The following is a 23739-nucleotide window of genomic DNA, read 5'->3' on the forward strand; positions in this document are numbered from 1 at the left end:
TGTCATCGCCAGACCTCGATGACATGATGGCGAAATAACAAAAGCAATTCGCAAAGCGAATGCATGCGGGAGGGATCTATGCGTCACCAGCTCTTCGGGCTGGCGTCGATGGCTGTGCTCAGCACCGCTGGCGCCGTTCATGCCCAATCACCTGACATCAAGCTTCCACCATCCATGGCGGTCACCGCCTATGACACCGGCACCGCCGGCTTCAACATCGCCGTCGCCGTCGGCAAGATGATGAAGGACAAATACGGCACCGATGTGCGCGTGCTGCCCGCCGGCAATGACGTTGCACGCCTTGCTCCGTTACGTGCAGGACGCGCGGCGATCTCGTGGATGGGATCGGGCATCTATTTCGCGCAGGAAGGCGTGTTCGAATTCGGCGTCAAGGAATGGGGCCCGCAGCCCGCACAGGTGACGCTCTCCACCATCGACTGCAACGGCGCCTCGCTCGGCGTGGCCAAGGATATCAACGTCAAGGAGATCAAGGATCTTCGCGGCAAGCGTGTCGGCTTCGTCGTCGGCTCGCCGGCGCTGAACCAGAATTCGCTTGCCATCATGGCGTATGGCGGCCTCACCAAGGCCGATGTGAAGCCGATCGAATTCGCCAGCTACGGCGCCATGTGGAAGGGCATGGTGAACAACGACGTCGATGCTGCCTTCGGCACGACCATCACCGGCCCGGCCAAGGAAGCCGAGACATCGCCCCGCGGGCTGATCTGGCCGCCGATGCCTGCTGAAGACAAGGTCGCATGGGAGCGCGTGAAGCGCATCGCGCCGTTCTTTAATCCGCATGTCGCGACCTGCGGCGCGGGCATCACGCCGCAGACGCCCATCAATCTCAGCACCTATCCCTACCCTGTCGCCACCGTCTACGGCACGCAGAGCGAGGATTCGGTCTATGCCATGACCAAGGCGATGATCGTGAATTTCGACGCTTACAAAGACAACGCGCCGGGCGCCCTTGGCCTTGCCGTGAAGGCGCAGTCGATGAAATGGGTGGTGCCATTTCATCCGGGCGCTGTGAAAGCGCTGAAGGAAGCCGATCACTGGACCCCTGAAGACCAGACCCACAATGACGGGCTGATCAAGCGGCAGGGCGTGCTGAAAGCCGCATGGGACGGCTATGCCAAGGCCAATGCGTCAAAGAGCGAAAGCGAGTTTCTCAGTGGCTGGATGAAGGTGCGCGCCGATGCGCTCGCCAAGGCCAATATGCCGAACGGTTTTGAGGAATAGCGCGGTTTCATTTTGAAATGACGCATTCTCTCCACACACTCTCCCTCATCCTGAGGAGCCGCGCGCTTGCGCGGCGTCTCGAAGGATGAGCAACACACGCCATGGTTCGAGACGCGCGCCAAAGGGCGCGCTCCTCACCATGAGGACGGCGTTAAACGAGACCTCGCCTGTTATCAGCCGCTGGATGCCTGCTCATGACTTCATCTTCTGACTCCGCGCGGCTGACGTCCGACGTGCCCCCGAAAATGGAGCTCGACGATCCCCATGGGGTCGCCGATCTCCAGGAGTCCGAAGTCACGCGCGTTCGCGCCTTGCACGGCGTCTGGCGCTGGGCGCTCATGGCCGCGACGCTGGCCACCATCCTGCTCTGCATCAATCAGCAATTCGCGCTGCGTTTCCTGATGGACTACACGCAGCTCAACACCGAATATTTCTATCTCCTCATCGCGTTGATGTTGCCTTTCACGTTCCTCATGTTTCCGGGAACGCCGAAGGCCAATCTCGATCGCGTGCCGTGGTATGACATCGTGTTGTTCGTCGGCACGTTTGCTGCGGCGATCTATCTGATGATGAATATTCGCCGGGCCGCGCAATTCGGCTGGGAATTCGACGGAGCGCCGAATGGCGTGATCGCTGCCGGCCTGGTGATGTGGTTCGTCTTGATGGAAGCGCTGCGGCGCACCGGCGGCTGGAGCCTGTTGCTCAGCGTGGCGCCGTTCACGATCTATCCGATGGTGGCGGATTCGAGCTGGCTCGGCCCGTTTCGCGGCACGCAATCGACGCTGGAGCAGACCACCGCCTATCACGTGCTGTCCGGCGAGAGCCTGCTCGGCATTCCGATCCAGGCTTTTGCCGATACGGTGATCGGCTTCCTCGTCTTCGGCACTGCGCTGATGATGACCGGTGCCGGAAAATTCTTCATCAATATCGCCTTCGCACTATGCGGCACTTTTCGCGGAGGCGCTGCAAAAGTCTGTATCTTTGCATCGGGCCTGCTCGGCACCGTGGGTGGCAGCATCGTCTCCAATGTGCTCACCGCCGGCACGATGACGATCCCCGCCATGAAGAAGACGGGCTTTACGCCTTCCTATGCCGGCGCGATCGAAGCCTGCGCCTCTACCGGCGCCGTGCTCGCGCCTCCTGTGCTTGGCGCGACGGCTTTCGTGATGGCCCAGTTCATGAACGTCAGCTATGCCGACGTGGCACTCGCCGCGACCATTCCATCCGTGCTGTATTATTTCGGCCTGTTCGCGCAGGTGGACTCCTATGCCGCGCGTCACAAGCTCGAAGGCATTCCACGCGAAGAGCTACCGCGCTTCTCCGATGCGTTGAAAGAAGGCTGGTACTATCTGTTCGTGATCGCGATCCTGGTCGTGATGCTGCTCTACTTCAAACGCGAGAGCCACGCGCCGTTCTACGCCACCGCCCTGCTCGTCATCCTGCATCAATGGTCCGGGCCTGCACCGTGGAAAACCGGCAACACGCTGGTGCTGCTGCTGTCGATCGCCCTCACCGGAGCCATGCTGTGGCTTGATACGGCCAACTCCATCCTGTGGGGCATGTGCATCCTCGCCGCCCTCAACGAGTTCTTCCCCGGCAAGAACTGGGGCGGCGCGCGCTGGCTGCATTTCCTTGAACTCAACGGCAAAACCTTTGTCGAGTTGATCGCCATCCTCGCCGGCTGCGGATTGCTGATCGGCGCGTTCTCGCTCACCGGCGTGATCTCCAGCCTGGCCAATGACCTGCTGGCGATTGCCGGTGGCAACGTGTTTCTCCTGCTGATGATGTGCGCTTTCACCAGCCTGGTGCTCGGCCTCGGCCTGACCACGACCTCCTGCTATATCTTCCTGGCCATCCTGGTGGCGCCGGCGCTGGAAAAACTCGGCCTCAACAAGATGGCCGTGCACATGTTCATCTTCTATTGGGGCATGCTGTCCTCGATCACGCCACCGGTCGCCATCGCCTCGTTTGCCGCGGCCGGCATTGCCGGCGCGCCCGCGATGAAGACGGGATGGCAGAGCATGTGGGTCGGCAGCATCATCTATTTCATCCCGTTCTTCTTCGTGCTGAATCCGGCGCTGCTGCTGCAGGGCGACATGCCCTATGCGGAAGCGCTCGGCCTCACCGCACTGGCATGCGTCGGCATCGTCTTCATCTGCGGCGGCATTCAGGGCTACCAGGCCTGGGTCGGTGATCTCCGCCGGGCGGGCACGATGGAATGGCCGCTGCGCGTGCTGCTGATCCTCGGCGGCATCACGCTGGCGACGCCCGGCGGCGGCATCAATCCGCTGTCGCAGTGGCAGATCGTGGTGCTGGCGCTGGGGATCCTGGTGCCGACTGTGCTGGTGGCACTGGCGCTGGTGAAGCGGGGTATGGTTCGTAGGATGGGTTGAGCGAAGCGAAAACCCATCATTCAAACCTCGCGGCCGGCTCCGCTGATGGGTTATCGCTCCGGCGCTACGCGCCTCCGCTCAACCCATCCTACGGCTGCGAGCTAAAAGAACTCTTCCGGGCACGGATCGATGATCTTCCACAGCTCCATGCCGTTCTTGACCTTCTTCATCTCCGGCGTCAGGCCGCCATTGCGGGCGAGCCAGCTCTTCACCGTGGCCGGATAATAGGACATCAGGTCCGACGTCCCCTCCTGGCTGATGACCTTCATGCCGAAAGTAAAGGACTTGTCGTAATAGGCCTGATGGAAGCCGAGGCTGGCCCGCGGGGTGACGCAGACCTTGTTGAGCGGCACGATGCCGAGCACGAGCGTGCAGGCCGAATTGCAGATGCCGTCGATGATCACCCGCTCGCGCCGATCACGGATGCGCTCATACTTCGCCTTGTATTCCTCGACATAGCCGCCGTGATCGCGGGTGATGCGCAAATCGGCATGAGCGGGCGCAACGAAAAGCACCACCAGCGACGTCAGCAGAGGCAGCAACGAAAGGCGCATCGGGCCATGGAACCGGTAAGAATAAAATCCCCCAAAGCCACCACCCATTGGGCATTGGCCTAGCCGTCCGATTCTGGCCGGACAGTGCTATCAATCCGTTAAGCATCGGCTTTGAGCGAAAAAAAGGCAGGAACTGGGCTGACCCGTAGGGCGGATTAGCGAAGCATAATCCGCCGCGGCGTTTCAGCCATGCAATCGGCCAGCGGATTACGGCTACGCCTCATCCGCCCTACGGTCGCGCTCAGCCGTTCAGGAACATCCGATAAACCGGGTTATCGGTCTCGTCCTCATAGGGATAGCCCAGCGCATCCAGCCGCTCGCCCATGCGGCCGCGATCGGCCTCCGGCACCTGCAGGCCGACCAGGATGCGGCCGTAATCGGCGCCGTGATTGCGGTAATGGAACAGCGTGATGTTCCAGTCCGGCTCCATCTGATCGAGGAATTTCAGCAAGGCTCCTGGCCGTTCCGGGAATTCGAAGCGGAGGATCACCTCCCCCTTCAATTCCGGCGGCGCGCGCCCGCCAACCATATAGCGGATATGCAGCTTGGCAGTCTCATCCGCGCTGATGTCCAGCACCTTGTAATCGAGGCTGCGCAACTGCTCGATTAGCTTCGCCTTCTCCTGCCTGGCATCGCTGAGCTTGATGCCGACGAAGACATTGGCTTCCTTCGCCTCGGCGTAGCGATAGTTGAATTCGGTGATGACCTGATTGCCGATGGTCTGGATGAAGCGGCGATAGCTGCCGGGCTTTTCCGGGATGGTCACGCCGAGCAGGATCTCGCGGGCCTCACCGACTTCGGCGCGCTCCGCCACATGGCGCAGGCGATCGAAGTTCATGTTCGCGCCGCTGCTGATGGCGACCAACGCGCCTGATCGCGTCGGGTTCACCGCGGCATAGGCCTTGAGCCCGGCAAGCGCCAGCGCGCCCGCGGGTTCGGTGATCACGCGCGTGTCCTCGAACACATCCTTGATCGCTGCGCACATCTCGTCGGTGTTCGCCGTGATCACATCGTCGAGCAGTTCACGACAGAGACGAAACGTCTCGACGCCGGCCTGGCGCACGGCGACGCCATCGGCAAAGAGGCCGACGCGATCGAGCACGACGCGGTCGCCCGCTGCAATCGCAGCTTTCATCGACGCTGCATCCTCGGGCTCGACGCCGATCACTTTCGTCTCGGGCCGCAGGAATTTGATGAAGGACGCGATGCCCGCAGCTAGGCCGCCGCCACCGATCGGCACGAACACCGCCTCGATGGGATCGGGGTGCTGCTGCAGGATCTCCATGCCGATCGTGCCCTGCCCGGCGATGACGTCGGGGTCGTCATAGGGATGCACGAAGGTCAGCTTCTGCTCGGCCTCAAGCTTGCGCGCATGCGCCGCCGCCTCGTCGAACGTGTCGCCGAACAGCACGGCATTGCCGCCCCAATAGCGCACGGCATCGATCTTGATCGGCGGCGTCGTCACCGGCATCACGATGGTGGCCTTGATGCCGAGCTTCTGCGCCGATAGCGCGACGCCCTGGGCATGATTGCCGGCCGACGCACAGATCACGCCGGCCGCGCGCTGCTCGGCCGAGAGCTGCGCGATGCGGTTATAGGCGCCGCGGATCTTGAACGAGAACACCGGCTGCAGATCCTCGCGCTTGAGCAGCACCGGGCTGCCAATACGGGCGCTGAGGCGCACCATCTGGTCCAGCGGCGTCTGCACCGCGACGTCATAGACGCGGCTGTCGAGTATCTTGCGAACGTAGTCGGTCACGGCGAAGTCCTGAAACATGGCACCGCGCAACCCGCGCGGCGAAATTGAGGGGCGAGATGGGCACCGAAATGCGAGGAAAATCAAGCCCGTTCTGTAGATGGACACCTATCACGGCCCAATCGGTAAACACTTACAACACTTTGTTAACCGTGAGGTAGAGCCCGCCCGCTTATGCTGGCCGGCGAATGATCATGCCAAGAGCGGCCAGCATGACCGAGCGGACGGCGACACAGAACCTGCAAGACCCGGCACGCCATGTCTGGGTCGATCACGCGCGCGGCATCGGCATCATCCTGGTGGTGCTCGGCCACGTGCTCGGCGGGCTCTACAATTCCGGCCTGTTTCCACACGAGACACTGCTGCGCTGGATCGTCTACACGCTCTACACCTTCCATATGCCGATGTTCTTCTTCCTCGCCGGATTGAACGCACAGCACAGTCTTCGCCGCGGCGCCGGCGCGTTTCTGACCGGCAAGATCACGACCATCGCCTATCCCTATGTGCTGTGGTCGCTGATCCAGGGCAGCATCGTGATGGTGATGGCGCGCGATGCCAACATCCCGATCACGGCAGCAGACCTCGCCGCGATCTGGTATCGTCCGATCGGGCAGTTCTGGTTTCTCTATGCCTTGATGCTCTGCCACATCGTGGCCTGCATCGTGAACCGTGAGGCCATCATGGTCGGCCTGGCGATTGCCGGCTTCGTGATCTTCTCCTGGCTGCACGATCCACCAGACCTTGCGCTGACGCTGCATCATTTTGCGTTCTACGTGGTCGGCCGCTACGCACCGCGCGCGGTGATCTCCGCAGCCGTCCCGCGTCTGTCGGGCTGGCTGGCATGGCTCGGGCTTCTCGTTGCTTTCGCACTCGCCATTGCCATCGACGGCAGCCAGTTCGGACTGCACGCCAATGGTGTCACCGCGCTGCCCGCCTCGATCTTCGGCATTGCCGCAGTGATCCTGTTGTCAAAGCTGCTCGATCCGCGCTGGCATCGCTGGCTCGCCGCCGTCGGCACGACGTCGATGACGATCTATATCCTGCATATTCTCGCCGGCTCCGGCACGCGCATCGTGATGCTGAAGCTGCATGTACCGCCATCGCCCTGGCTGTATCTGCTGATCGGCACAGCTGCGGGCGTGTTGCTGCCCATGCTGGCGCATGTGGTGCTGCGGCGGCTCGGCCTGCTCACCGCCCTTGGTCTTGCTCCGCCCCAGACCCGCGCCCCTCAGGCAGAGCCATCCTTGGCTGCAAGCGGCGCTAAATAGTCCGTCAGGCCTGCTGCAGCGATGCAGCCGGCACTGCGGCTGGCGCGGTCTCGTCCCACGGGCAGGCCATGGCGAAGATCATCCAGAACAACACTCCGATCTCGCCCGAAGAGATGCTCGTCAGCGGCATGTGGATCAGCATGCCCCCGAGCGCGATCGCGCCGAGCACGACGCCTTCCCGCGTCGGCATCCGCCACGCCGCCGCAATGCTCCACAGCATTACCCAGAGATAGGCGGCGAGGCAGATCATTCCGATCGGAATGCCGAAGGTCACCCAGCTGGCGATGATCTGGCCGTCGATGGGCATGGCGCCGGCCACGCCGACATCGGTGAAGGTGAAGCCCGTACCCCACAGATAACTGTCGGGCGCATTCCACAGCGTGACGAATTCCTCGAGGCGCTCGGCACCGCTGCCATCTTCCGAACCGCTGCCGAGCGATTGCAGGCGCGTGAAGATCGCCTCGCCGAATGGCGTGAACAGCACGGCGCAGGTGGCAGCGATGGCGATGCCGATACCGGTCGTCACGGCGCGCACCCGCGTCGCCGCGAACACCATGCAGAACAGCACGCCGAGCGCGAGGCCGAGCCAGCCGGCGCGGTAGAGCGACAACAGCAGGCCAAGCGCCGCCGGCCCCATGGCCAGCAAGGTCTGCCAGCCCGGCCGCGTGAAGCCGAGCAATAGCAGGCCTGTTGCGGTGAAGGTCCCATAGGTCGCCGGCCCGTTCATCGTGCTGAACACGCGCACCATGTAAGGCAGCGGATAACCGGCCGAGGTGATGCTGGCATAGTTCATCCAGAACCGGTCCCAGGCGGGCGGATCGACATATTGCCAGATGCCGTAAAGCCCGGTGATCGGCAGCACCACGAAGAAGGCGCCGGCCATGGCATTGACCAGCTCGCCATCCGGCTTGGCGCGCAGCTGCAAGGCGATGGCATAGAGCACCGGCGCGCTCCATTTCAGCGCACCATTGGCGGCGTTGAACCAGTCGTTCTGAACGACCGACGCAGCGAATGCATAGGTGACGCAGAACAGGATGATGACCGGCGCGATCATCCATGGATTGCGCGCGCGCCCGGTAAGCGACAGCCACGTCCAGATGCTCGGCAGCGGCATCAGGATGAACATCAACGGGCCGATCAGCATGATGCTGGACTGGTCGAAACCCACGGTGACATCGACGAAGCGGCGCACGAACGGCGTGAAGGCGAACAGCACGATGGCGCCCTGCACATGCGCCGCCGCGCTCTGGCGCCACGCATACCATCCCGCCGCGGCACACCCGACCACGAATAGCGGCCGCGACAGCGAACCCAGCGCCGGCCCGATCGCAGCCGTCACGACCAGGAGCAGCACGGCCGGCATCCATCCTGCCAACAGGACGGCGAGAAGACGCGAGGTGAGTCGGCCCTGATTCATGCGGCTAGACTATAACGATCCCCCGATGCGCTGAAGGTGCGCCGGCCGACCCAATGTGGGACAAAAGGGCTAGCTTTTACCGACGCCGTGACTATGGTGCGCGCCACGCACTCGTAGCTCAGCTGGATAGAGCATCGGATTTCGATTCCGAGGGTCGGGCGTTCGAATCGCTCCGAGTGCACCATGCTCCCTGTCGAGAATCACAGGCTTCCTGACGCACGGACCGGCTGCTGGCCTTTCGTCCACCGCCTCGTCTGCGCATATATTTACCGGCTATTTGCATCCTCGCTCTATGGTTCCACCGGGCGAGGATGGTGGAATGATCCCTGAGAGGCGAAATACTGGCCGCGTGACGTTTGAACGCGGGTTTCCGGTATGGCTGATGGCCATCGACGGGACGTGGCGGCGCAATTGCCGCATGATGGACGTCTCGGAAACCGGCGCGCGCCTCGTCGTCGAAAGCTCCATCGAGGGCATCAACCTCAAGGAATTCTTTCTGCTGCTGTCCTCCACCGGCCTTGCCTTCCGGCGCTGCGAGCTTGCCTGGGTCAATGGCGAAGAGATCGGCGCCACGTTCCTGCGCCAGGGTCCTAAAAAGAAGCAGGACCGCAAGGCCGACACCGAAGTCTGATCCCCGCAAAATGTTCCGGCGGCACTGATCACCATTGCGCGCAAAAATGCCGCCATGCGTGAAGGGCATGTGACTATTCGGCCGGGAACATCAGGTCGGCTGAAAGCTTTCCCTCCTGCGTATCAGGTGCGTTTGACCGCCAGAATTTTCGGGAGCTCACCATGAAAGACTTTTCCAATGCCGCCTTCCCGCCCGAGATGATCTCGGTGATGCAGAAGGCCCTCGACGGCGCCGTCGCAACGCTGCCGCACCCTGTCAGCTCGGTCCACGTGCGCTCCATCGCCGAGTCCATTTTGCGCACCACGCGTGATGGCGAGCGTGATCCCACGATGTTGCAGACGATGGCGCTGCTCGAATTGCAGCTCACGGGTCATTGACCGCTGCGCGGATCATTCCGACATATCGATACGACGCGGCGCAACCGGACGGGCCATCAGGCGTTGGTTGCGCAACATGGAGACGGCCAGATGCCTTACGCGCTCTTCGCAAATTCGACCAAGGTCAGCAAAGCGTTTGCCAGCAAATCGGATGTCTGGCGCCATGCCGAAGAGAGCGGTCTGGTCACCGACGTGGGTCTCGGCGAGGAAGATCCGCCGCGCCGCGTTCTCGACATGAACTATGCCATCAAGGAATGCGCGCCTGATCCGGTCGAACGCGCCTCGGACCACGGCATGAGCGAGCACGACATTGCGCAGATGATTGCCGCCTGCCGCGTCAATCCGCCGTCCGCAGCCGCCGCATCGTGAATTCGATGGCCCCGTCGGGCATTTCCCGCCAGCGCTCGACTTCGCTCATATAGGCTTGTTTGGGAAACCGATCGAGAAACGCCCGCGCGGTCTTGCGGGCGTCTTCGCGTGTCTGGGTGAAGGTTTCGCGGACATAGCCATCGTCCCGCATCCGCCGTTGCCGGCGCTCGGCCATTCCCTCCGCCAGATCGCGCGGCGTCTTCGGCACGGTTGCTACTCCACACACAAGCAACGATGACCATCAGATTGGCACGGAACCGGCGCCGATCAAGCGCAAAAAAGAAAGGGCGCCACGATCACGTGGCGCCCTTTCCATCGACTCGCTGAATCCGAGCGCCGAGGCGCCCGACCCGGTTCACTGGTGAAAGACTTCACAGAGTGAACTTAGCGGGCGGCCTCAGCGAGGTGACAGCGCTTGGAATGAGACACTGGACCACCTCCTTTCATTGTTGACGATCCCGACAATATAGACCGCTTCCGCCGATTGTTAAGCCCCTCTTGAGTTCCATTGCGTTGACGACGGCGCCCGGGGTTGCCATAGTCCGATCGCGCAACCAAGGGACGGGTTGGCACTGGAACGCAATGAAAAACGGGCTTTACTCTCTTCATGTGGTGTTGCTGGACGGGCGTTCCGGCAAAGGCAGCGGGGTCGCGACCTTTCGTGACGGCGAGCTGCTCGGCGGCGATGCCTACCTGTTCTATGTGGGCAGCTACATCGTCAATCACGAGGCCGGCACCTTCAAGGGCGAGGTCTCTGTGATGCAGCATACGCCGAGCCCCGATATGAGCCCGCTATTCGGCAACCAGAGCCAGCCGGTCGGCATCGGACTGACGGGGACGTTCAATGAGACGTCCGCAACGATGAACGGCACCGCGCTGGTCGGCAAGAACAGCCAGATTTTCCGCGCGACGCTGCGGCTGCTGGCGGAGTCGGAGAAGTAGTTGCAAGCGTAGGATGGGTTGAGCGGAGGCGCGTCAGCGCCGCAGCGAAAACCCATCGGCCGAGCTTGCCGCTTCGTACGGCTGATGGGTTTTCGCTTCGCTCAACCCATCCTACGGCCTGATCACTCCGCAGCCATTTCCAGCGGTGCGTTGCGCGGCAGGATCATCTGGATGCGCGTGCCCTGCCCCGGCTCCGAATGCAGATGCAGCCGCCCGCCAAGCCGACTGGTCACGATGCTGTAGACGATGTGCAGGCCAAGCCCGGTGCCGCCCTGATCGCGCCGCGTGGTGAAGAACGGATCGAACGCACGACGGCGAACCTCCGGTGTCATGCCGATGCCGTTGTCCGTGAAAAGAATCTCCACATGATCGGTGCCGGACTCCTGCACCTTGATCTCGACAGCTCCGCCCGTGCCATCGGGGAAAGCATGAGCGACCGTGTTCAACAGTAAATTCGTCAGCACCTGGCCATAGGGGCCGGGATAACTGTTCATGGACAGGCCGGGTTTGCAGTCCACGGATAACGAAAGCTTCTGTTTGCGCAGCCCCGGCTTCAGGCTCATGACCACCTGCTCGGTGAGATCGGCCAGATCGAACACGCGCTGGTCGGAATAATTGCGATCCGCTGCGACCTGCTTGAACGACTGGATCAGCTCGGCCGCGCGATTGAGATTGGCGACGAGTTGCGCAGCCGCGTCGCGATTGGCCTCGACGAACTCGGTCAATGACGAGCGCCGCAAATCGCCGCGCGCGACTTCCTCGGCGAAGCGGGCCACGCGCCGCTCCAGCGATGACGCCACCGTCAGGCCGATGCCGACGGGATTGTTGACCTCATGCGCCACGCCGGCAACGAGGCGTCCGAGTGCGGCCAGTTTCTCCGCCTCGATCAGCGAATTCTGCGTCTCGCGCAGATTGCGCAGCGCACCTTCGGCAGCATCGCGCGCCTTGCGCATTTCATGTTCGCTGCGTTTGCGCTCGCCGATGTCGAGCGCCACCGTCACGATATTCTCGATCTCGCCATTTTCGCGCAGCAGCGGCAATTTGTTGACGAGCCACTGCCGCATCACGCCCGAGGCGTCGCGATACTCCTCTTCATAAAAGCCAAGGCCATCATTGGTGGCCAGCACGCGCTTGTCATAGGCGTCGGTTTTCGAAGCTCCGTAACGGGCCATCAATTCGCCGGTGGTCTGGCCGAGCGCCTCGCCGGGCTCGATGCCGAAAATGCCGGCCATGTAGCGGTTCATCAGAACGTAACGGAGATCGGTGGTCTTGACGTTGATCACCGCAGGCACGGTGTCGATCACCTGCTGCAGCAGGCGCCGCCCCTCGAACACCGCCGCTTCGGCACGCTTCTGATTGGTGATATCGCGGACCGAGCCCTCATAGCGCACGACGACGCCATCCTCGTCGCGTACCGCCGTGGCGCTGTCCGACAGCCACAGGATCGTCTGCTCGCGCTGATAGACCTGATACTCGAATACGCGCACCATGCCGTCGCGCTGCATGCGCCGCTGATATTCGAGGCGGGCATCGGGATCGACATAGATGTTCTTTGAAATATCGAGCGTCGCCCGGATCAGCTCTTCCGGCGTGTCAAAACCCATCATCCGCGCCAGCGCCGGATTGGCATTGAGCAGCGCCCCCGACGGCGTCGTGACATAAATGCCGTCGATGGAGCCTTCGAACAATTTGCGATAGCTCTCCTCGGCGAGCCGCTGTTCGGCGAGCGCATGCACGGCGGCCTCACGCGCTGCATCGGCTTCCACCAGCGTTTTGCGAAACACCTCGGCAGCGCGGGCGATGTCGCCGATCTCGTTATTGAGCGTGGTGGCCGGAATCGCCGTCTGCTGGCGGCCGCCGGCCAGTGCGCGAATGGCGCGGGCGATCGCCTTCAGCGGTCGCACGATCCGCCGCACCACGAACAGCGCCGCCATCAGGCCGATCACCACCCCGGCGGTGCCGAGCGCGATGCTCTGCATGCGTGCCGCAGTGAGCGTCTTGGCGAATTCGTTCGACAGTTGACGGCCGCGCAGCGTGCTCAACTCGCGCAGGAAGTCGGTGACGCGGCCAATCTGCTGGCCCTCGGCGCCCAGCACTTCGCGATCGAGATCGGCGATCTTCTGCTCAGTGGTCGAGACCGCGATGATGGCATCGGCATAGGCGTCGGCCGCAGCGCGCAGCGCCGGTGTCGAGATCGGCATCGCCCGCATGGCGCGCGCTGCGCGTTCCGCCTGTATGGGGTCGCGTGCCAGCAGCGCCGCGGCGATTTCATTCTGCGCCTGAAACATGCGTTTGGCGCCCTCGGTGCTGGTCACGTCGGGCACGGCGCTTTCGAAATTCTGGCGCAGCGGCGGCAATGTCGCCAGCAATTCGTTGCGCCGGGCGATCAAAGCCGTGACCTGTGCGATGCCCTGGCGATAGGTGGTCAATCGCGCATCAACGCCGTCGATCATGACGCGCTGCTCGGGCGCCAGTTCGAGGCGGGTCTTCTTCAGGAGATCGCCGAGCGCGGTCGCTGCTTCCGATACCTTTTCCGGCTGGGCATTCGGATCGGTGACATAATCGCGTGCGGCCAGCCGCAGGCTGTTGAGCCGGCGATCGATATCCTCGGCGAGATCGCCGACGATCTGCAGCCGCTGTAATTCGGCAAAGGTCGTGTCGATGTGGCGGACCGCCACCACATTGGCGACGCCCATCACCAGGATCACGGCCAATACGCAGAGAAACCCGCTGAATGTCAGCTGGCCGATCGAGAGCGACGACGACCTGGCCTTTTCAAGAAATGCCGTGATGGCGGAAGGCATGATGCGGGACCGGACTGCAGACCACGCCAATATATCCCGACTTGATCGATGGGGGAACTTGTCGGGCGGCTCGAATGTCTCGAACCGCCCGACATGGTTTCTATCGCGGCGTCATGTCACTTCGGCCGCACCGCGTCCGCAGTGCCCTGGATGAAGGCCTGGATCTTGGTGACATCGGCCTCGGTCAGCTTGCCGGTAAAATCCGGCATGCCCTTGTCCTTGAACGGACCGTTGAAGACGATGTCCTTCAGATTGCCGATGGTCTCGGTCGCGGAATAGCCGAGATTCGGCACATTGCCGCCCTTGTCCACGCCGGGCACGCCGTGACAGGCTGCGCAGGCACTGACATAAATCGCGGTGCCATCCGGCACATCCTTCGGATCGTATTTCACGCCCTTCAGAAGATTGCCGATCTGGTATTTTGTGAATTCCGGCAGTGGCGCCTTGCCGCCCACCGCGAACGTATAGACCGTGCCCGGCCCTTCCCGATCCGTCGCACGCTGGGTGATGCCGAACACGCCGCCCCAGCCGACCGCGATGGAGACATATTGCTTGCCATCCACCTCATAGGTGGAGGGCGCAGCAACAGCGCCGGTACCGACCGGCGTCTCCCACAGCTTCTCGCCAGTCTTTGCGTTGTAGGCCACGAAGCGGCCATCGGCCGTGCCCTGGAAGACGAGATTGCCTGCCGTGGTCAGCGTGCCGCCATTCCATGGCGCCACATATTCGGCGCGCCAGGCTTCCTTCTGTTGCACCGGATCCCAGGCGATGAGACGCCCGAACGGCAGGTTCTTCGGCTGCTCGGTATTGAGTGTGAAACCGATATTCCAGCCGGTGGTCGCCGCATATTTCATCGGGCCGGGATCGTTCTGCACGAACTTCTTCTCGCCGGTGAGATTCAGCGGCACGCCCTGCGCCGGCAGATAGACGAGACCGGTCTGCGGATTGAACGACATCGGATGCCAGTTATGGGCACCGAATGGACCGGGAATGCTGTCGAAGGATTTGTCCGGCGAACGCGCCTCCGGCACTTCGACCGGGCGGCCACTGGCGTCATAGCCGGTCGCCCAGTTCACATCGACAAAGTTTTTCGCCGAGATGAATTTGCCATTGGTGCGATCGATGACGAAGAAGAAGCCGTTCTTCGGCGCATGCAGCACCACCTTGCGTGGCTGATTGTCGATCGTGATATCGGCCAGGATCATCGGCTGCACCGATGTGTAGTCCCAATTGTCGCCGGGCGTCTCCTGATAGTGCCAGAGATATTTTCCGGTATCGGCGTTCAGCGCGACGATGGAGCCGAGATAGAGATTGTCGCCGCCCGCCGGACTGCGGATATGCCGATTCCACGGCGAGCCATTGCCGGTGCCGATATAGACCATGTTGAGGTCGGGATCGAAGGTGATCGTGTCCCAGGCCGTGCCGCCGCCGCCATTGATCCAGTATTTTCCGGCGGGATCCCACGTCTTCGCCGCAGCGGCCATCGACTCGTCTTCGAACGGTTTTGACGGATCGCCCGGCACGGTGAACCAGCGCCACTTCTGGTCGCCAGTCTCTGCATCATAAGCGGTGACGTAACCGCGCACGCCATATTCGGCGCCGCCATTGCCGATCACCACCTTGCCATTGAACACGCGCGGCGCACCGGTGATGGTGTAGGACATCTTGCGATCGGTAATCGTGTCCTTCTCCCACACCTTCTGCCCCGACGCGGCATCGATGGCGATCAGCCGGCCATCATAGGCGCCGACGAACACCTTGCCCTTGTAGAGCGCGACACCGCGATTCACGACATCGCAACAGCCGCGATAGCCTTTCTCGCGATCGACGCCAGGATCAAAGCTCCAGATGCGCTTGCCCGTTCGCGTATCCACGGCATGCACGACGCTCCATGGCGCCGTGACATACATGATGCCATCCACCACCAGCGGCGTCGCCTCGACGCCACGGATGGATTCCAGGCTATAGGTCCACATCAAGCCGATGTCCTTGACGTTGGACGCATTGATCTGGTCGAGCTTGCTGAAACGCGTCTCGGCATAATCGAGGCCGTAGGTCGGCCAGTCCTTCGAGGTTGCCGTATTGGCCTTGATCGATGCGCTGTCCACGGCGCCCGTCACCGCCTTGATGTGATCGGCCGATCCCTTGGTCTGCGCAATGGCGGCGCTGCCGCCCAGCGTCAGGCCGAGCGCGATGGCGAGCGAAGCGCTGCGCCAGACAGGTCGCGTGGTTGAGATTTTTGTTATTGAAATGAGCGTGTCGCTCTTGTTTGGACGCGTAAAGGCATCCCGGCGAGCAGGTTCTCTCATGCGTTTCACTCCCAATGGTCTCTCACGGACCTGCGCGGATGTTACGCCTTGAACGTGTATCGTCAACCGATGAGAACGCATCTAATCTGCGTAAATGCAGTTTTGCATTGCACCGCCGATGCTGCGCAGCATCACATTGCTTGCTCATGCTTTCGCCGTGTTTATGATTGTCGGCGACATCACAGAGATGCGTTCAGCATCCGGATTGCGAGAGGGAACCAAATGAATATCACCCAGGGCCTGCGCCGCGTATTGCAGACCGATCCCAGCGTCATTGCGACCATCGATGGCGAACGCCGCCGCAGCTGGCGCGAGGTCGGCGACCGCGTGGCACGGCTTGCCGGTGGGCTGAACAGGCTCGGCATCCAGCACAATGATCGCATCGCCGTGCTGATGCTGAATTCCGATCGCTATTTCGAACTCTATCTTGGTATCGCCTGGGCCGGCGCCGTGATCGTGCCGACCAATACGCGCTGGAGCCAGGCGGAGATCCTTGACTCGCTGCTCGACTGCCGGGCCTCGGCCGTTGTCGTCGATAGCGCCTTCGCCGCGATGGGCCTTGAGCTGGCGCGGGATGCGAAGCTGACGCTGATCTATGCCGATGATGATGCCGGCCCGGCAGAGGCGCACCATTACGACAAGCTCGTCGAAACCAGTTCGCCGGTGCCCGATGCCATGCGCGGCCGCGAGGAGCTTGCGGGCATCTTCTACACCGGCGGCACGACGGGACGCTCCAAGGGCGTGATGCTGAGCCACGGCAATATCATGAGCAATTCGTTGCATATGATGAGCGAAGGCCTGATTCCGGTCGGCTCGATCTATATGAACGCCGCGCCGATGTTCCATGTCGCCAATGGCGGCGCCATGTTTACCTCGCTGGCCAATGGCGGCACCAATGTGATCGTGCGGACCTTCAATCCCGAACTGGTCATGCAGGTCATTGCCGACGAGAAGGTTTCCGCCACGCTGATCGTCCCGACCATGATCCAGATGCTGGTCGATCACCCCTCCTTCGCAAACTACGACCTCTCATCTCTCAAGCAGCTGATGTATGGCGCCTCGCCCATCAACGAAGCCTTGCTCAAGCGTGCGATGAAGGGCCTGCCCAATGCGGAATTCCATCAGCTCTACGGCATGACCGAACTATCGCCGCTCGCAACGCATCTGCCGTGGGAGCAACATTACAGCGCGGACGCTGCCGCAAAGAACCGTCTTCGCGCCTGCGGCCGCGCGGCCATTGGCTGCGAGGCACGGATTGTCGGCGATGATCGCAAGCCCGTTCCGCATGGCACCGTCGGCGAAGTCGCGGTGCGCGGCCAGAATGTGATGATGGGCTATTGGGAACGCCCGGAAGAAACCGCCAAGGCCGTGATCGACGGCTGGATGCATACGGGCGACGGCGGTTACATGGACGAGGAAGGCTATATCTATCTCGTCGATCGCATGAAGGACATGATCATTTCCGGCGGCGAGAACGTCTATTCCATCGAGGTGGAGAATACGATCACCCAGCATCCCGCGGTGGCGCAATGCGCCGTGATCGGCATCCCCGATCCGCATTGGGGCGAGACGGTGCATGCATTCGTCATTCCGAAACCGGATGCGCAGGTGAATGCGGCGGAGATCATTGCGTTCTGTCGCGATCGGATTGCGGGCTACAAATGCCCGCGCACGGTGGATGTGCGGAGCGAACCGTTCCCGCTGTCGGGTGCAGGCAAGGTGCTGAAGCGCGAGCTGCGGCGGCCGTATTGGGAAAATGGCGTGCAGGCAAAGGCTGGGTAACATCGCCGCCGCAAACTCTCCCCTCATCCTGAGGAGCCGCGTAGCGGCGTCTCGAAGGATGGCCGCGAACTCCAGCCAAGCCATTCATGGTTCGAGACGCGCGCCAAGTGGCGCGCTCCTCACCATGAGGGAACAGTTTGTGGATATTTCTAGGGCGCGCCAGTCAGTTCGAACACTTCCCCATCATAACCCGCCTCGAGCGGAATCCGCAGCTGCCGCTTGTCGCCATCGCGCGTGACGATCGGCATCACGCTGACGATCTTGCTCGCGCGCGCATCGTCCAGCGCCTCAGCCACACCACCCTGCTTGCCCAGCTTGATCAGATTGCGCGTGGTCGGAAACGGCAGCGTGAAGCGACCGGACTCCCCACCTGCCAGCGCTTCGCGTGGCGACAGCCAGATCGAATCCGTGGACTCCTTGCCGTCATGCATCCCGACCTGCTCAGGCGGCGCCTCGGCCAGGAAGAACCAGGTGTCGAACCGCTTCTTCATGCCCTCCGGCGTGATCCAGTGCGCATAGGGCACGAGCAGATCGACAGCCAGTTCAAGATCGTTCTCGGCGAGGATGTCCGCGAACTTGACCTTGCCCTCGTTCAGCGCATCGCGGTGCTGATCGGCGATTGCGCTTGCCCTAGTCGCGGCGATCAGCTCCTTCGAGCCACGCGGGCGCGCGAGCAGGATGCGGCTTTCCTCAAATGTCTCGCGGATCGCGGCGATACGGAACGCCAGCGCCTCGGCATCGAGATGGTCACCGCCATCATGCAATTCCGGCCGCTTGGCGATCTCGTGATCGCCGATGTCGACGCTGCCACCGGGAAACACCAGCGCGCCCGATGCGAATTCGATCTGATAGTGCCGCACCATCATGAAGACATCGATGGGATCGGTTTCGCCCTTGCGGAGCAGCAGGATGGTGGAGGCTGGACGGACGGCGCCGGGCTCGTGCGGCATAAAGTTGATACTCCCAGTAGCGAGCAATCTCCGTTGCTCTGCCATTTCGCGATGTCCCCTCATCCTGAGGAGCGGCGAAGCCGCGTCTCGAAGGATGAGGAGTGTTGGCATCTCATGGTTCGAGACGGCGCCTGCGCGCCTCCTCACCATGAGGGTTGGAGCTAGCCAGCCGCGCTGGATTGCGGCGTGAGGTTCGCGCGTTTGTCGTATCGCGCCACGCGCGACAGCAGGTAATCGACTTCCGCCTTGGCCGGCGCCGACAACACCGGACCGGGCTTGCGCTGTGCGCTCGACGCGATGACGCCGCGCTTCTGCAGCACGTATTTTCGCACGGACAGGCCAACACCCGGCTGCTGCTCATAGCGCACCAGCGGCAGATGCGCGTCGAACAGGTCATGCGCCTTGTCGCGTTCGCCCTTCTTGGAGAGGTTGACGACATCGATCAGCATTTCCGGAAAGGCATAGCCGGTCATGGCACCATCGGCGCCGCGCTCCATCTCGAAATCGAGGAAGGTGCCGCCATTGCCGGTGAGGATCGAGAGTTCGCGCAGCGAGCCATCCTTCTGGAAGCCGCGGAGCGCGGTGATCTTCTCGAGGCCCGGCCAGTCCTCGTGCTTGAGCATCACGCAGGACTTGGAGTCCATGATGATCTTGCGGATCACCGCCGGCGTCATGATGACGTTCAGCGTCAGCGGGTAATCCTGCAGCACCCACGGCACGTCCTCGCCGATCGCGTCGGACGCCTGCTTGAAATAGGTGGTGATCTGGTCATCAGTGCGCAGATGCGGCGGCGGCGCGATCATGACCGCGGCAGCACCCGCATCCATCGACTTCAGCGCCAGCGAGCGCATGCTGGCAAAGCCCGGCGCGGAGACGCCGACGATGATCTGCAGCTTGCTGCCGGCGCGCTTGATGAAACGGGCCGCCACGCTTTCCGATTCCGCTGCCTCCAGCTTCGGAGCCTCGCCCAGAATGCCGAGCACGGTGACGCCGTCGCAACCGATCGAGGCGTAGAAATCGATCAGGCTGTCGATGGATTTGTCGTCGATGCGGCCGTCATCGAGAAACGGGGTCGGGGCGATGGCGAAGGTACCGGCTGCTTTGGACGTGAGTTTCATCATAGGCCTCTGTGTGAACGCGCGGTCACTGTAGCGCGAAATGACGGCTTTGTCCGCCCCTCGCCGCATCTAGAACCTGCGCGCGCCGTGCTTGCTGTCCGCGTCCGAAAAGAAGATCTCGGCCGCGTGCGTCACGATATCCTGGGCGTCCCACGGCTTGTCCAGCGGCGGCGTCCAGCCTTCCATTTCCATCATCTTCATCTCGCGCACACCGCGCGGACCGGAGACGCCGAGCACCTTGCCGGTCTGGTCGCCGGAGAGATCGCTGACCATATAGAGCACCGCCGGCGCGATGCCGTCGGCATCGAGGGCAGCACCCGGATTTTCGATATAGCGCGGCAGGTCCGATGTCATCCGCGTCAGCGCGCCCGGCGACAGCGTCCAGATGCGGATGCCGTATTTGCGGCCCTCGATGGCCAACACATTGGACAGGCCCCAGATGCCACCCTTGGCCGCGCCATAATTGCTCTGCCCGAAATTGCCGATCAGGCCGGATGTCGAGGATGTGTTGACGATGACACCGCCGCCATGGTCGCGCATGAAATTGAACACGGGTTTGGTGACGCAATAGGTGCCCTTGAGATGCACCTTGATGACCTTGTCCCAGGCCTCTTCGGTGGATTTGGCAAAGCTCTGGTCGCGCAAAATGCCGGCATTGTTGACCAGGATATCCACCTTGCCGAACGCCTTGATGGCGTCATCAAACACCGACTGGCCGCCCGCGATGGTGGAGATATCAGCGCCATTGGCGACCGCCTTGCCGCCGGCTTTGGTGATGCCATCAACCACCTGCTGCGCCATCGAGAGATCGGCCCCGGAGCCATCACGCGGGCCGCCGAGATCGTTGACGACGATGGATGCGCCTTCGCGCGCGAACAGTTTTGCGTAGGCCTCACCGAGGCCACCGCCTGCGCCGGTGATGATGGCAACCTTGCCGTCGAGAAGACCCATGGCGTTTCTCCCTGATGTGTTTTGTTGGTTGCCCTCTCAGCGTCGTCCCCCGCGAAGGCGGGGACCCATACACGCTGGAGACTTAGTTGAAACGATATGGTTGCGGCTTTGCCGTTCAACCATATCGTCGGAGGTTATGGGTCCCCGCTTTCGCGGGGACGACAGACTATGCCAGCACCGTCCGCCCGCTCTTGATCACGGTGACGCCGCGGTCCTTCACCTTGGCCTCGAAGCTCACGACATTGCCGTCCTTCCACAGATCCATGGTCACCGTCTCGCCCGGAAACACCGGCGACGAGAAGCGCGCGCCGTGCTGCTTGAACGCGGCAGGATCGTAATCGGCGAAGGTCTGCAGCACGCCGCGGCAGGTGATGCCATAGGTGCACATGCCGTGCAGGATCGGACGCGGGAAGCCGGCCTTCTTGGCGAATTCCGGATCGGAGTGCAGCGGGTTGCGGTCGCCGCAGAGGCGATAGACCAGCGCCTGATCCGGGCGCGTGGTGATGTCGATGGTCTTGTCGGGCGCGCGGCTCGGCACCTTGTGGGCTTCGGGCTGGCCTTCCGACGGGCCGCCAAAGCCGCCATCGCCGCGGGCGAAGCGCGAAGCCACAAGCGTCGCGAGCGCCTCGCCCTTCTCGTCACGCAGAATAGTCTGGTGCAGGATGACGACGCCCTTGTCGGCGCCCTTGTCGAATACACCGAGCACGCTGGAGTCAGCCGTGATCTTCGCTTCGACCGGCAGCGGCTTGTGGAAGGTGATGTCGCGTTCACCGTCCACCACCATCACGCGGTTAAGCTTCATGTCGCCGGGACCCGAGCCCCATGCTGCGACGGAGGCGAAGGTCGGAACGACCTTCAGCGGACGCGGCGTGTAGGTGCCCTCATTGACGAAAGCGAGTTCGGTCTCGTTCATCGGATCGGCGCCGAGGCCGATGCCATAGGCGTAGAGCATGACTTCCCGATCGGTCCAGGAATATTGCTGGCCGATATTCTTCATCGCCATCAGCTCTTCGTAGACGAGTGGCATTCGAGGCTCCCGGATTTTTGTTTGTTGATTGTCTGGTCTCTCACTGTCATCGCCCGGCTTGACCGGGCGATCCAGTACTCTTTCAAAGCGCGGCGTTTACTGGGTCACCCGGTCGAGCCGGGTGACGACAGTTGTGTGCAGCTTACGCCGGCGTGAAGAACGGCAGCGGCGCGCCATCGGTCGGCTTCCACACCACCTTCACCTTCTGGCCGATCTTCAGCGTCGCCGGGTCGCAATCGACGATATTCGTCTGCACAGACGGGCCTTCCTTCAGCGTCACATAGGCAATGACATAAGGGCCGGTCGCCGATTTGCGCATGTGGCTGTAGGTGTAGATCTCGGCCTCGCCCGAGCTCTCTTCCCACTCGGTCTTGTCGGAGAAGCAGAACGGGCAGATCGAGCGCGGAAAGAAATGCGCGTCGCCGCAGGTGGTGCAGCGCTTGATCAGGAACTTGCCGTCCTTGGCCGCATCCCAGAACGGCTGCGTTTCCGGATTGCCCTGCGGGGTCGGATACTTCTTGGCTTCAGTCATCACACGCGCTCCAGAATGGCGGTCGAGGCAGCGTGGCGCACGCCGAGCAGGCCGCCGGTGCCGTGAGCAATGGCGAGGTCGCAATTGGGGACCTGCACCTTCGGATGGGCTTCACCGCGCAACTGGCGCACGGCTTCGAGGATCTTGGTCATGCCGCCGCGATTGATCGGATGGTTGCTGCACAGACCGCCGCCATCGGTGTTGAACGGCAGCTTGCCGACGCCCGAAATCAGGTTGCCGTCGGAGACGAACTTGCCGCCCTCGCCCTTCTTGCAGAAGCCGAGATCCTCGAGCTGCATCAGCACCGTGATGGTGAAGCTGTCATAGATCGACGCATACTTCATGTCCTGCGGCGTGACGCCCGCTTCCGCGAACGCGCGCGGACCGGACCACACACCGGCGGAGTAAGTGAGGTCGAGATCCTTGCCGCCGCGCGGACCCTTCATGGCCTCGCCATGGCCGATCAGGCGCACCAAAGGCTTCTTCAGGCTCTTGGCGATATCCTCGGTGGTAACGATCAGCGCGCCGCCGCCGTCGGTGACGACGCAGCAATCCATGCGGCGCAGCGGGTCCGAGATCATCGGCGAGTTCAGCACGTCCTCGACGGTGACCACGTCCTTGAGCATCGCATGCGGATTGTATTGCGCATGATGGGAGGCTGCGACCTTGATCCAGGCAAGCTGTTCGGAGGTGGTGCCGTAATCGTGCATGTGGCGCATTGCGGCCATGCCATAGGCATTGTGCGTGGTGGCGCCATAGGCGGTTTCGAAGTCGGCTTCGGCGCCCTGCGCGCGCGGCGCCGGCGGCGATGTACGCGGCTTGCCGGCCAGCGTGATCAGCGCGACCGAGCATTTGCCGAGCGCGATCGCCTGCGCGGCATGGCCGAGCGCGATGATGTAGGAGCAGCCGCCGGTTTCGGTGGAATCCACATGGCGCGGCTTGAGACCGAGATAGTCGGTCATCGGCCACAGGCCGCCATTCGCATCGCCGGCGATGAAGAGACCGTCGACGTCCTTGTTCGTCAGGCCCGCATCCTCGAGCGCGCCCTTGGCGACTTCGGCATGCAGCTGCCAGACCGACTTGTCCGGCGCGTGCCGCGTCGGATGCTCATAGATGCCCGCGATATAGGCCTTGCCCTTGATACTCAATCGTCTCTCCGCTTGGTGTTTCGTCCCAGTTCAGGTTTTTCTGCCGGTTCGATGCAGGCTTGGCAAGCGACAACATTTCACACTGCGGACGCGAATTTCACAGAGCGGAATGGTCGTAAACGGGTCGCGGATGTTTTCGCTAGCAGGGAAGCGGTTTGCCAATCTGGTTGGC

Annotated in this window: 20 protein-coding genes and 1 tRNA gene; 9 read left to right on the forward strand and 12 right to left on the reverse strand. The window is 62.3% G+C overall.

Annotated elements, in window-relative coordinates; translation table 11 throughout:
* Nucleotides 1–78 precede the first annotated feature (78 nt).
* On the forward strand, nt 79–1239 hold the full coding sequence (locus tag ACIQ2A_RS12790; RefSeq protein WP_398479598.1) for a TAXI family TRAP transporter solute-binding subunit: 1161 nt from the start codon (nt 79–81) through the stop codon (nt 1237–1239).
* A gap of 194 nt (nt 1240–1433) precedes the next feature.
* On the forward strand, nt 1434–3632 hold the full coding sequence (locus tag ACIQ2A_RS12795) for a TRAP transporter permease (protein ID WP_398479600.1): 2199 nt from the start codon (nt 1434–1436) through the stop codon (nt 3630–3632).
* 101 nt (nt 3633–3733) lie between these two features.
* Here the strand turns inward: ACIQ2A_RS12795 and ACIQ2A_RS12800 are convergent, their stop codons facing one another.
* Together ACIQ2A_RS12800 and ilvA are read right to left on the reverse strand one after the other, a co-directional pair.
* Entirely contained in the window at nt 3734–4186 is a 453-nt protein-coding gene (locus ACIQ2A_RS12800; RefSeq protein ID WP_398479602.1) for a hypothetical protein, read from the reverse strand.
* 241 nt (nt 4187–4427) lie between these two features.
* Nucleotides 4428–5945: a threonine ammonia-lyase, biosynthetic gene (gene ilvA / locus ACIQ2A_RS12805; protein ID WP_398479604.1), complete on the reverse strand. Its 1518-nt coding sequence runs from the start codon at nt 5943–5945 to the stop codon at nt 4428–4430.
* Nucleotides 5946–6154: 209 nt separating this feature from the next.
* On the opposite strand from ilvA, the gene ACIQ2A_RS12810 reads away from it, so the two are divergent.
* Entirely contained in the window at nt 6155–7210 is a 1056-nt protein-coding gene (locus ACIQ2A_RS12810) for an acyltransferase family protein (protein ID WP_398479606.1), read from the forward strand.
* 4 nt (nt 7211–7214) lie between these two features.
* Here the strand turns inward: ACIQ2A_RS12810 and ACIQ2A_RS12815 are convergent, their stop codons facing one another.
* Nucleotides 7215–8573: an O-antigen ligase domain-containing protein gene (locus tag ACIQ2A_RS12815; protein ID WP_398479636.1), complete on the reverse strand. Its 1359-nt coding sequence runs from the start codon at nt 8571–8573 to the stop codon at nt 7215–7217.
* A 161-nt stretch (nt 8574–8734) separates the two neighbouring features.
* Here ACIQ2A_RS12815 and ACIQ2A_RS12820 point away from each other — a divergent pair.
* The 4 genes from ACIQ2A_RS12820 to ACIQ2A_RS12835 all read left to right on the forward strand — a co-directional run bounded on the left by ACIQ2A_RS12820 (nt 8735) and on the right by ACIQ2A_RS12835 (nt 10004).
* Nucleotides 8735–8811 (forward strand) — tRNA-Arg (locus ACIQ2A_RS12820).
* A 135-nt stretch (nt 8812–8946) separates the two neighbouring features.
* Nucleotides 8947–9258, forward strand: coding sequence for a PilZ domain-containing protein (locus ACIQ2A_RS12825; RefSeq protein WP_398479608.1), 312 nt, complete (start codon nt 8947–8949; stop codon nt 9256–9258).
* Nucleotides 9259–9419: 161 nt separating this feature from the next.
* On the forward strand, nt 9420–9635 hold the full coding sequence (locus ACIQ2A_RS12830) for a hypothetical protein (protein WP_398479610.1): 216 nt from the start codon (nt 9420–9422) through the stop codon (nt 9633–9635).
* A gap of 90 nt (nt 9636–9725) precedes the next feature.
* Complete coding sequence (locus ACIQ2A_RS12835; protein ID WP_398479612.1) at nt 9726–10004, forward strand: hypothetical protein; 279 nt, start codon at nt 9726–9728, stop codon at nt 10002–10004.
* Here ACIQ2A_RS12835 and ACIQ2A_RS12840 read toward each other — a convergent pair.
* A complete protein-coding gene (locus ACIQ2A_RS12840) occupies nt 9973–10212 on the reverse strand; it encodes a hypothetical protein (RefSeq protein ID WP_398479614.1) in 240 nt (79 codons plus the stop codon). The two genes, ACIQ2A_RS12835 and ACIQ2A_RS12840, sit on opposite strands and share 32 nt — an antisense overlap.
* A gap of 374 nt (nt 10213–10586) precedes the next feature.
* On the opposite strand from ACIQ2A_RS12840, the gene ACIQ2A_RS12845 reads away from it, so the two are divergent.
* A complete protein-coding gene (locus tag ACIQ2A_RS12845) occupies nt 10587–10946 on the forward strand; it encodes a GrlR family regulatory protein (RefSeq protein WP_398479616.1) in 360 nt (119 codons plus the stop codon).
* Nucleotides 10947–11068: 122 nt separating this feature from the next.
* Here ACIQ2A_RS12845 and ACIQ2A_RS12850 read toward each other — a convergent pair whose 3' ends face one another.
* Entirely contained in the window at nt 11069–13750 is a 2682-nt protein-coding gene (locus tag ACIQ2A_RS12850; RefSeq protein WP_398479618.1) for a PAS domain S-box protein, read from the reverse strand.
* A 116-nt stretch (nt 13751–13866) separates the two neighbouring features.
* Nucleotides 13867–16059, reverse strand: coding sequence for a PQQ-dependent dehydrogenase, methanol/ethanol family (locus ACIQ2A_RS12855; RefSeq protein ID WP_398479620.1), 2193 nt, complete (start codon nt 16057–16059; stop codon nt 13867–13869).
* A gap of 222 nt (nt 16060–16281) precedes the next feature.
* On the opposite strand from ACIQ2A_RS12855, the gene ACIQ2A_RS12860 reads away from it, so the two are divergent.
* The gene (locus ACIQ2A_RS12860; RefSeq protein WP_398479622.1) at nt 16282–17841 is read left to right on the forward strand and encodes a long-chain-fatty-acid--CoA ligase; all 1560 of its coding nucleotides are present in this window, start codon (nt 16282–16284) and stop codon (nt 17839–17841) included.
* 149 nt (nt 17842–17990) lie between these two features.
* Here ACIQ2A_RS12860 and ACIQ2A_RS12865 read toward each other — a convergent pair whose 3' ends face one another.
* The 6 genes from ACIQ2A_RS12865 to ACIQ2A_RS12890 form a co-directional block, all read right to left on the reverse strand.
* Nucleotides 17991–18791, reverse strand: a complete 801-nt coding sequence (locus ACIQ2A_RS12865) for an NUDIX hydrolase (protein WP_398479624.1) — start codon at nt 18789–18791, stop codon at nt 17991–17993.
* A 161-nt stretch (nt 18792–18952) separates the two neighbouring features.
* On the reverse strand, nt 18953–19909 hold the full coding sequence (locus ACIQ2A_RS12870; RefSeq protein ID WP_398479626.1) for a dihydrodipicolinate synthase family protein: 957 nt from the start codon (nt 19907–19909) through the stop codon (nt 18953–18955).
* A 69-nt stretch (nt 19910–19978) separates the two neighbouring features.
* Nucleotides 19979–20860: an SDR family oxidoreductase gene (locus ACIQ2A_RS12875; RefSeq protein ID WP_398479628.1), complete on the reverse strand. Its 882-nt coding sequence runs from the start codon at nt 20858–20860 to the stop codon at nt 19979–19981.
* 166 nt (nt 20861–21026) lie between these two features.
* The gene (locus tag ACIQ2A_RS12880; RefSeq protein WP_398479630.1) at nt 21027–21887 is read right to left on the reverse strand and encodes a MaoC/PaaZ C-terminal domain-containing protein; all 861 of its coding nucleotides are present in this window, start codon (nt 21885–21887) and stop codon (nt 21027–21029) included.
* Nucleotides 21888–22029: 142 nt separating this feature from the next.
* On the reverse strand, nt 22030–22419 hold the full coding sequence (locus ACIQ2A_RS12885) for a Zn-ribbon domain-containing OB-fold protein (RefSeq protein ID WP_398479632.1): 390 nt from the start codon (nt 22417–22419) through the stop codon (nt 22030–22032).
* Nucleotides 22419–23567, reverse strand: a complete 1149-nt coding sequence (locus ACIQ2A_RS12890; RefSeq protein ID WP_398479634.1) for a thiolase domain-containing protein — start codon at nt 23565–23567, stop codon at nt 22419–22421. Before ACIQ2A_RS12890 ends, ACIQ2A_RS12885 begins: the two co-directional genes overlap by 1 nt.
* Nucleotides 23568–23739 lie beyond the last annotated feature (172 nt).

The sequence above is a fragment of the Tardiphaga sp. genome, from assembly GCF_044336785.1.
Lineage (GTDB): Bacteria > Pseudomonadota > Alphaproteobacteria > Rhizobiales > Xanthobacteraceae > Tardiphaga.

What these genes read in the sequence shown, in the direction of transcription:
- ACIQ2A_RS12790 (WP_398479598.1), top strand. Translation starts at nt 79, where the DNA reads ATGCGTCACCAGCTCTTCGGGCTGGCGTCGATGGCTGTGCTCAGCACC.
- ACIQ2A_RS12795 (WP_398479600.1), top strand. Translation starts at nt 1,434, where the DNA reads ATGACTTCATCTTCTGACTCCGCGCGGCTGACGTCCGACGTGCCCCCG.
- ACIQ2A_RS12800 (WP_398479602.1), bottom strand. Translation starts at nt 4,186, where the DNA reads ATGCGCCTTTCGTTGCTGCCTCTGCTGACGTCGCTGGTGGTGCTTTTC.
- ACIQ2A_RS12810 (WP_398479606.1), top strand. Translation starts at nt 6,155, where the DNA reads ATGACCGAGCGGACGGCGACACAGAACCTGCAAGACCCGGCACGCCAT.
- ACIQ2A_RS12815 (WP_398479636.1), bottom strand. Translation starts at nt 8,573, where the DNA reads ATGCCGGCCGTGCTGCTCCTGGTCGTGACGGCTGCGATCGGGCCGGCG.
- ACIQ2A_RS12825 (WP_398479608.1), top strand. Translation starts at nt 8,947, where the DNA reads ATGATCCCTGAGAGGCGAAATACTGGCCGCGTGACGTTTGAACGCGGG.
- ACIQ2A_RS12830 (WP_398479610.1), top strand. Translation starts at nt 9,420, where the DNA reads ATGAAAGACTTTTCCAATGCCGCCTTCCCGCCCGAGATGATCTCGGTG.
- ACIQ2A_RS12835 (WP_398479612.1), top strand. Translation starts at nt 9,726, where the DNA reads ATGCCTTACGCGCTCTTCGCAAATTCGACCAAGGTCAGCAAAGCGTTT.
- ACIQ2A_RS12845 (WP_398479616.1), top strand. Translation starts at nt 10,587, where the DNA reads ATGAAAAACGGGCTTTACTCTCTTCATGTGGTGTTGCTGGACGGGCGT.
- ACIQ2A_RS12850 (WP_398479618.1), bottom strand. Translation starts at nt 13,750, where the DNA reads ATGCCTTCCGCCATCACGGCATTTCTTGAAAAGGCCAGGTCGTCGTCG.
- ACIQ2A_RS12855 (WP_398479620.1), bottom strand. Translation starts at nt 16,059, where the DNA reads ATGAGAGAACCTGCTCGCCGGGATGCCTTTACGCGTCCAAACAAGAGC.
- ACIQ2A_RS12860 (WP_398479622.1), top strand. Translation starts at nt 16,282, where the DNA reads ATGAATATCACCCAGGGCCTGCGCCGCGTATTGCAGACCGATCCCAGC.
- ACIQ2A_RS12865 (WP_398479624.1), bottom strand. Translation starts at nt 18,791, where the DNA reads ATGCCGCACGAGCCCGGCGCCGTCCGTCCAGCCTCCACCATCCTGCTG.
- ACIQ2A_RS12870 (WP_398479626.1), bottom strand. Translation starts at nt 19,909, where the DNA reads ATGAAACTCACGTCCAAAGCAGCCGGTACCTTCGCCATCGCCCCGACC.
- ACIQ2A_RS12875 (WP_398479628.1), bottom strand. Translation starts at nt 20,860, where the DNA reads ATGGGTCTTCTCGACGGCAAGGTTGCCATCATCACCGGCGCAGGCGGT.
- ACIQ2A_RS12880 (WP_398479630.1), bottom strand. Translation starts at nt 21,887, where the DNA reads ATGCCACTCGTCTACGAAGAGCTGATGGCGATGAAGAATATCGGCCAG.
- ACIQ2A_RS12885 (WP_398479632.1), bottom strand. Translation starts at nt 22,419, where the DNA reads ATGACTGAAGCCAAGAAGTATCCGACCCCGCAGGGCAATCCGGAAACG.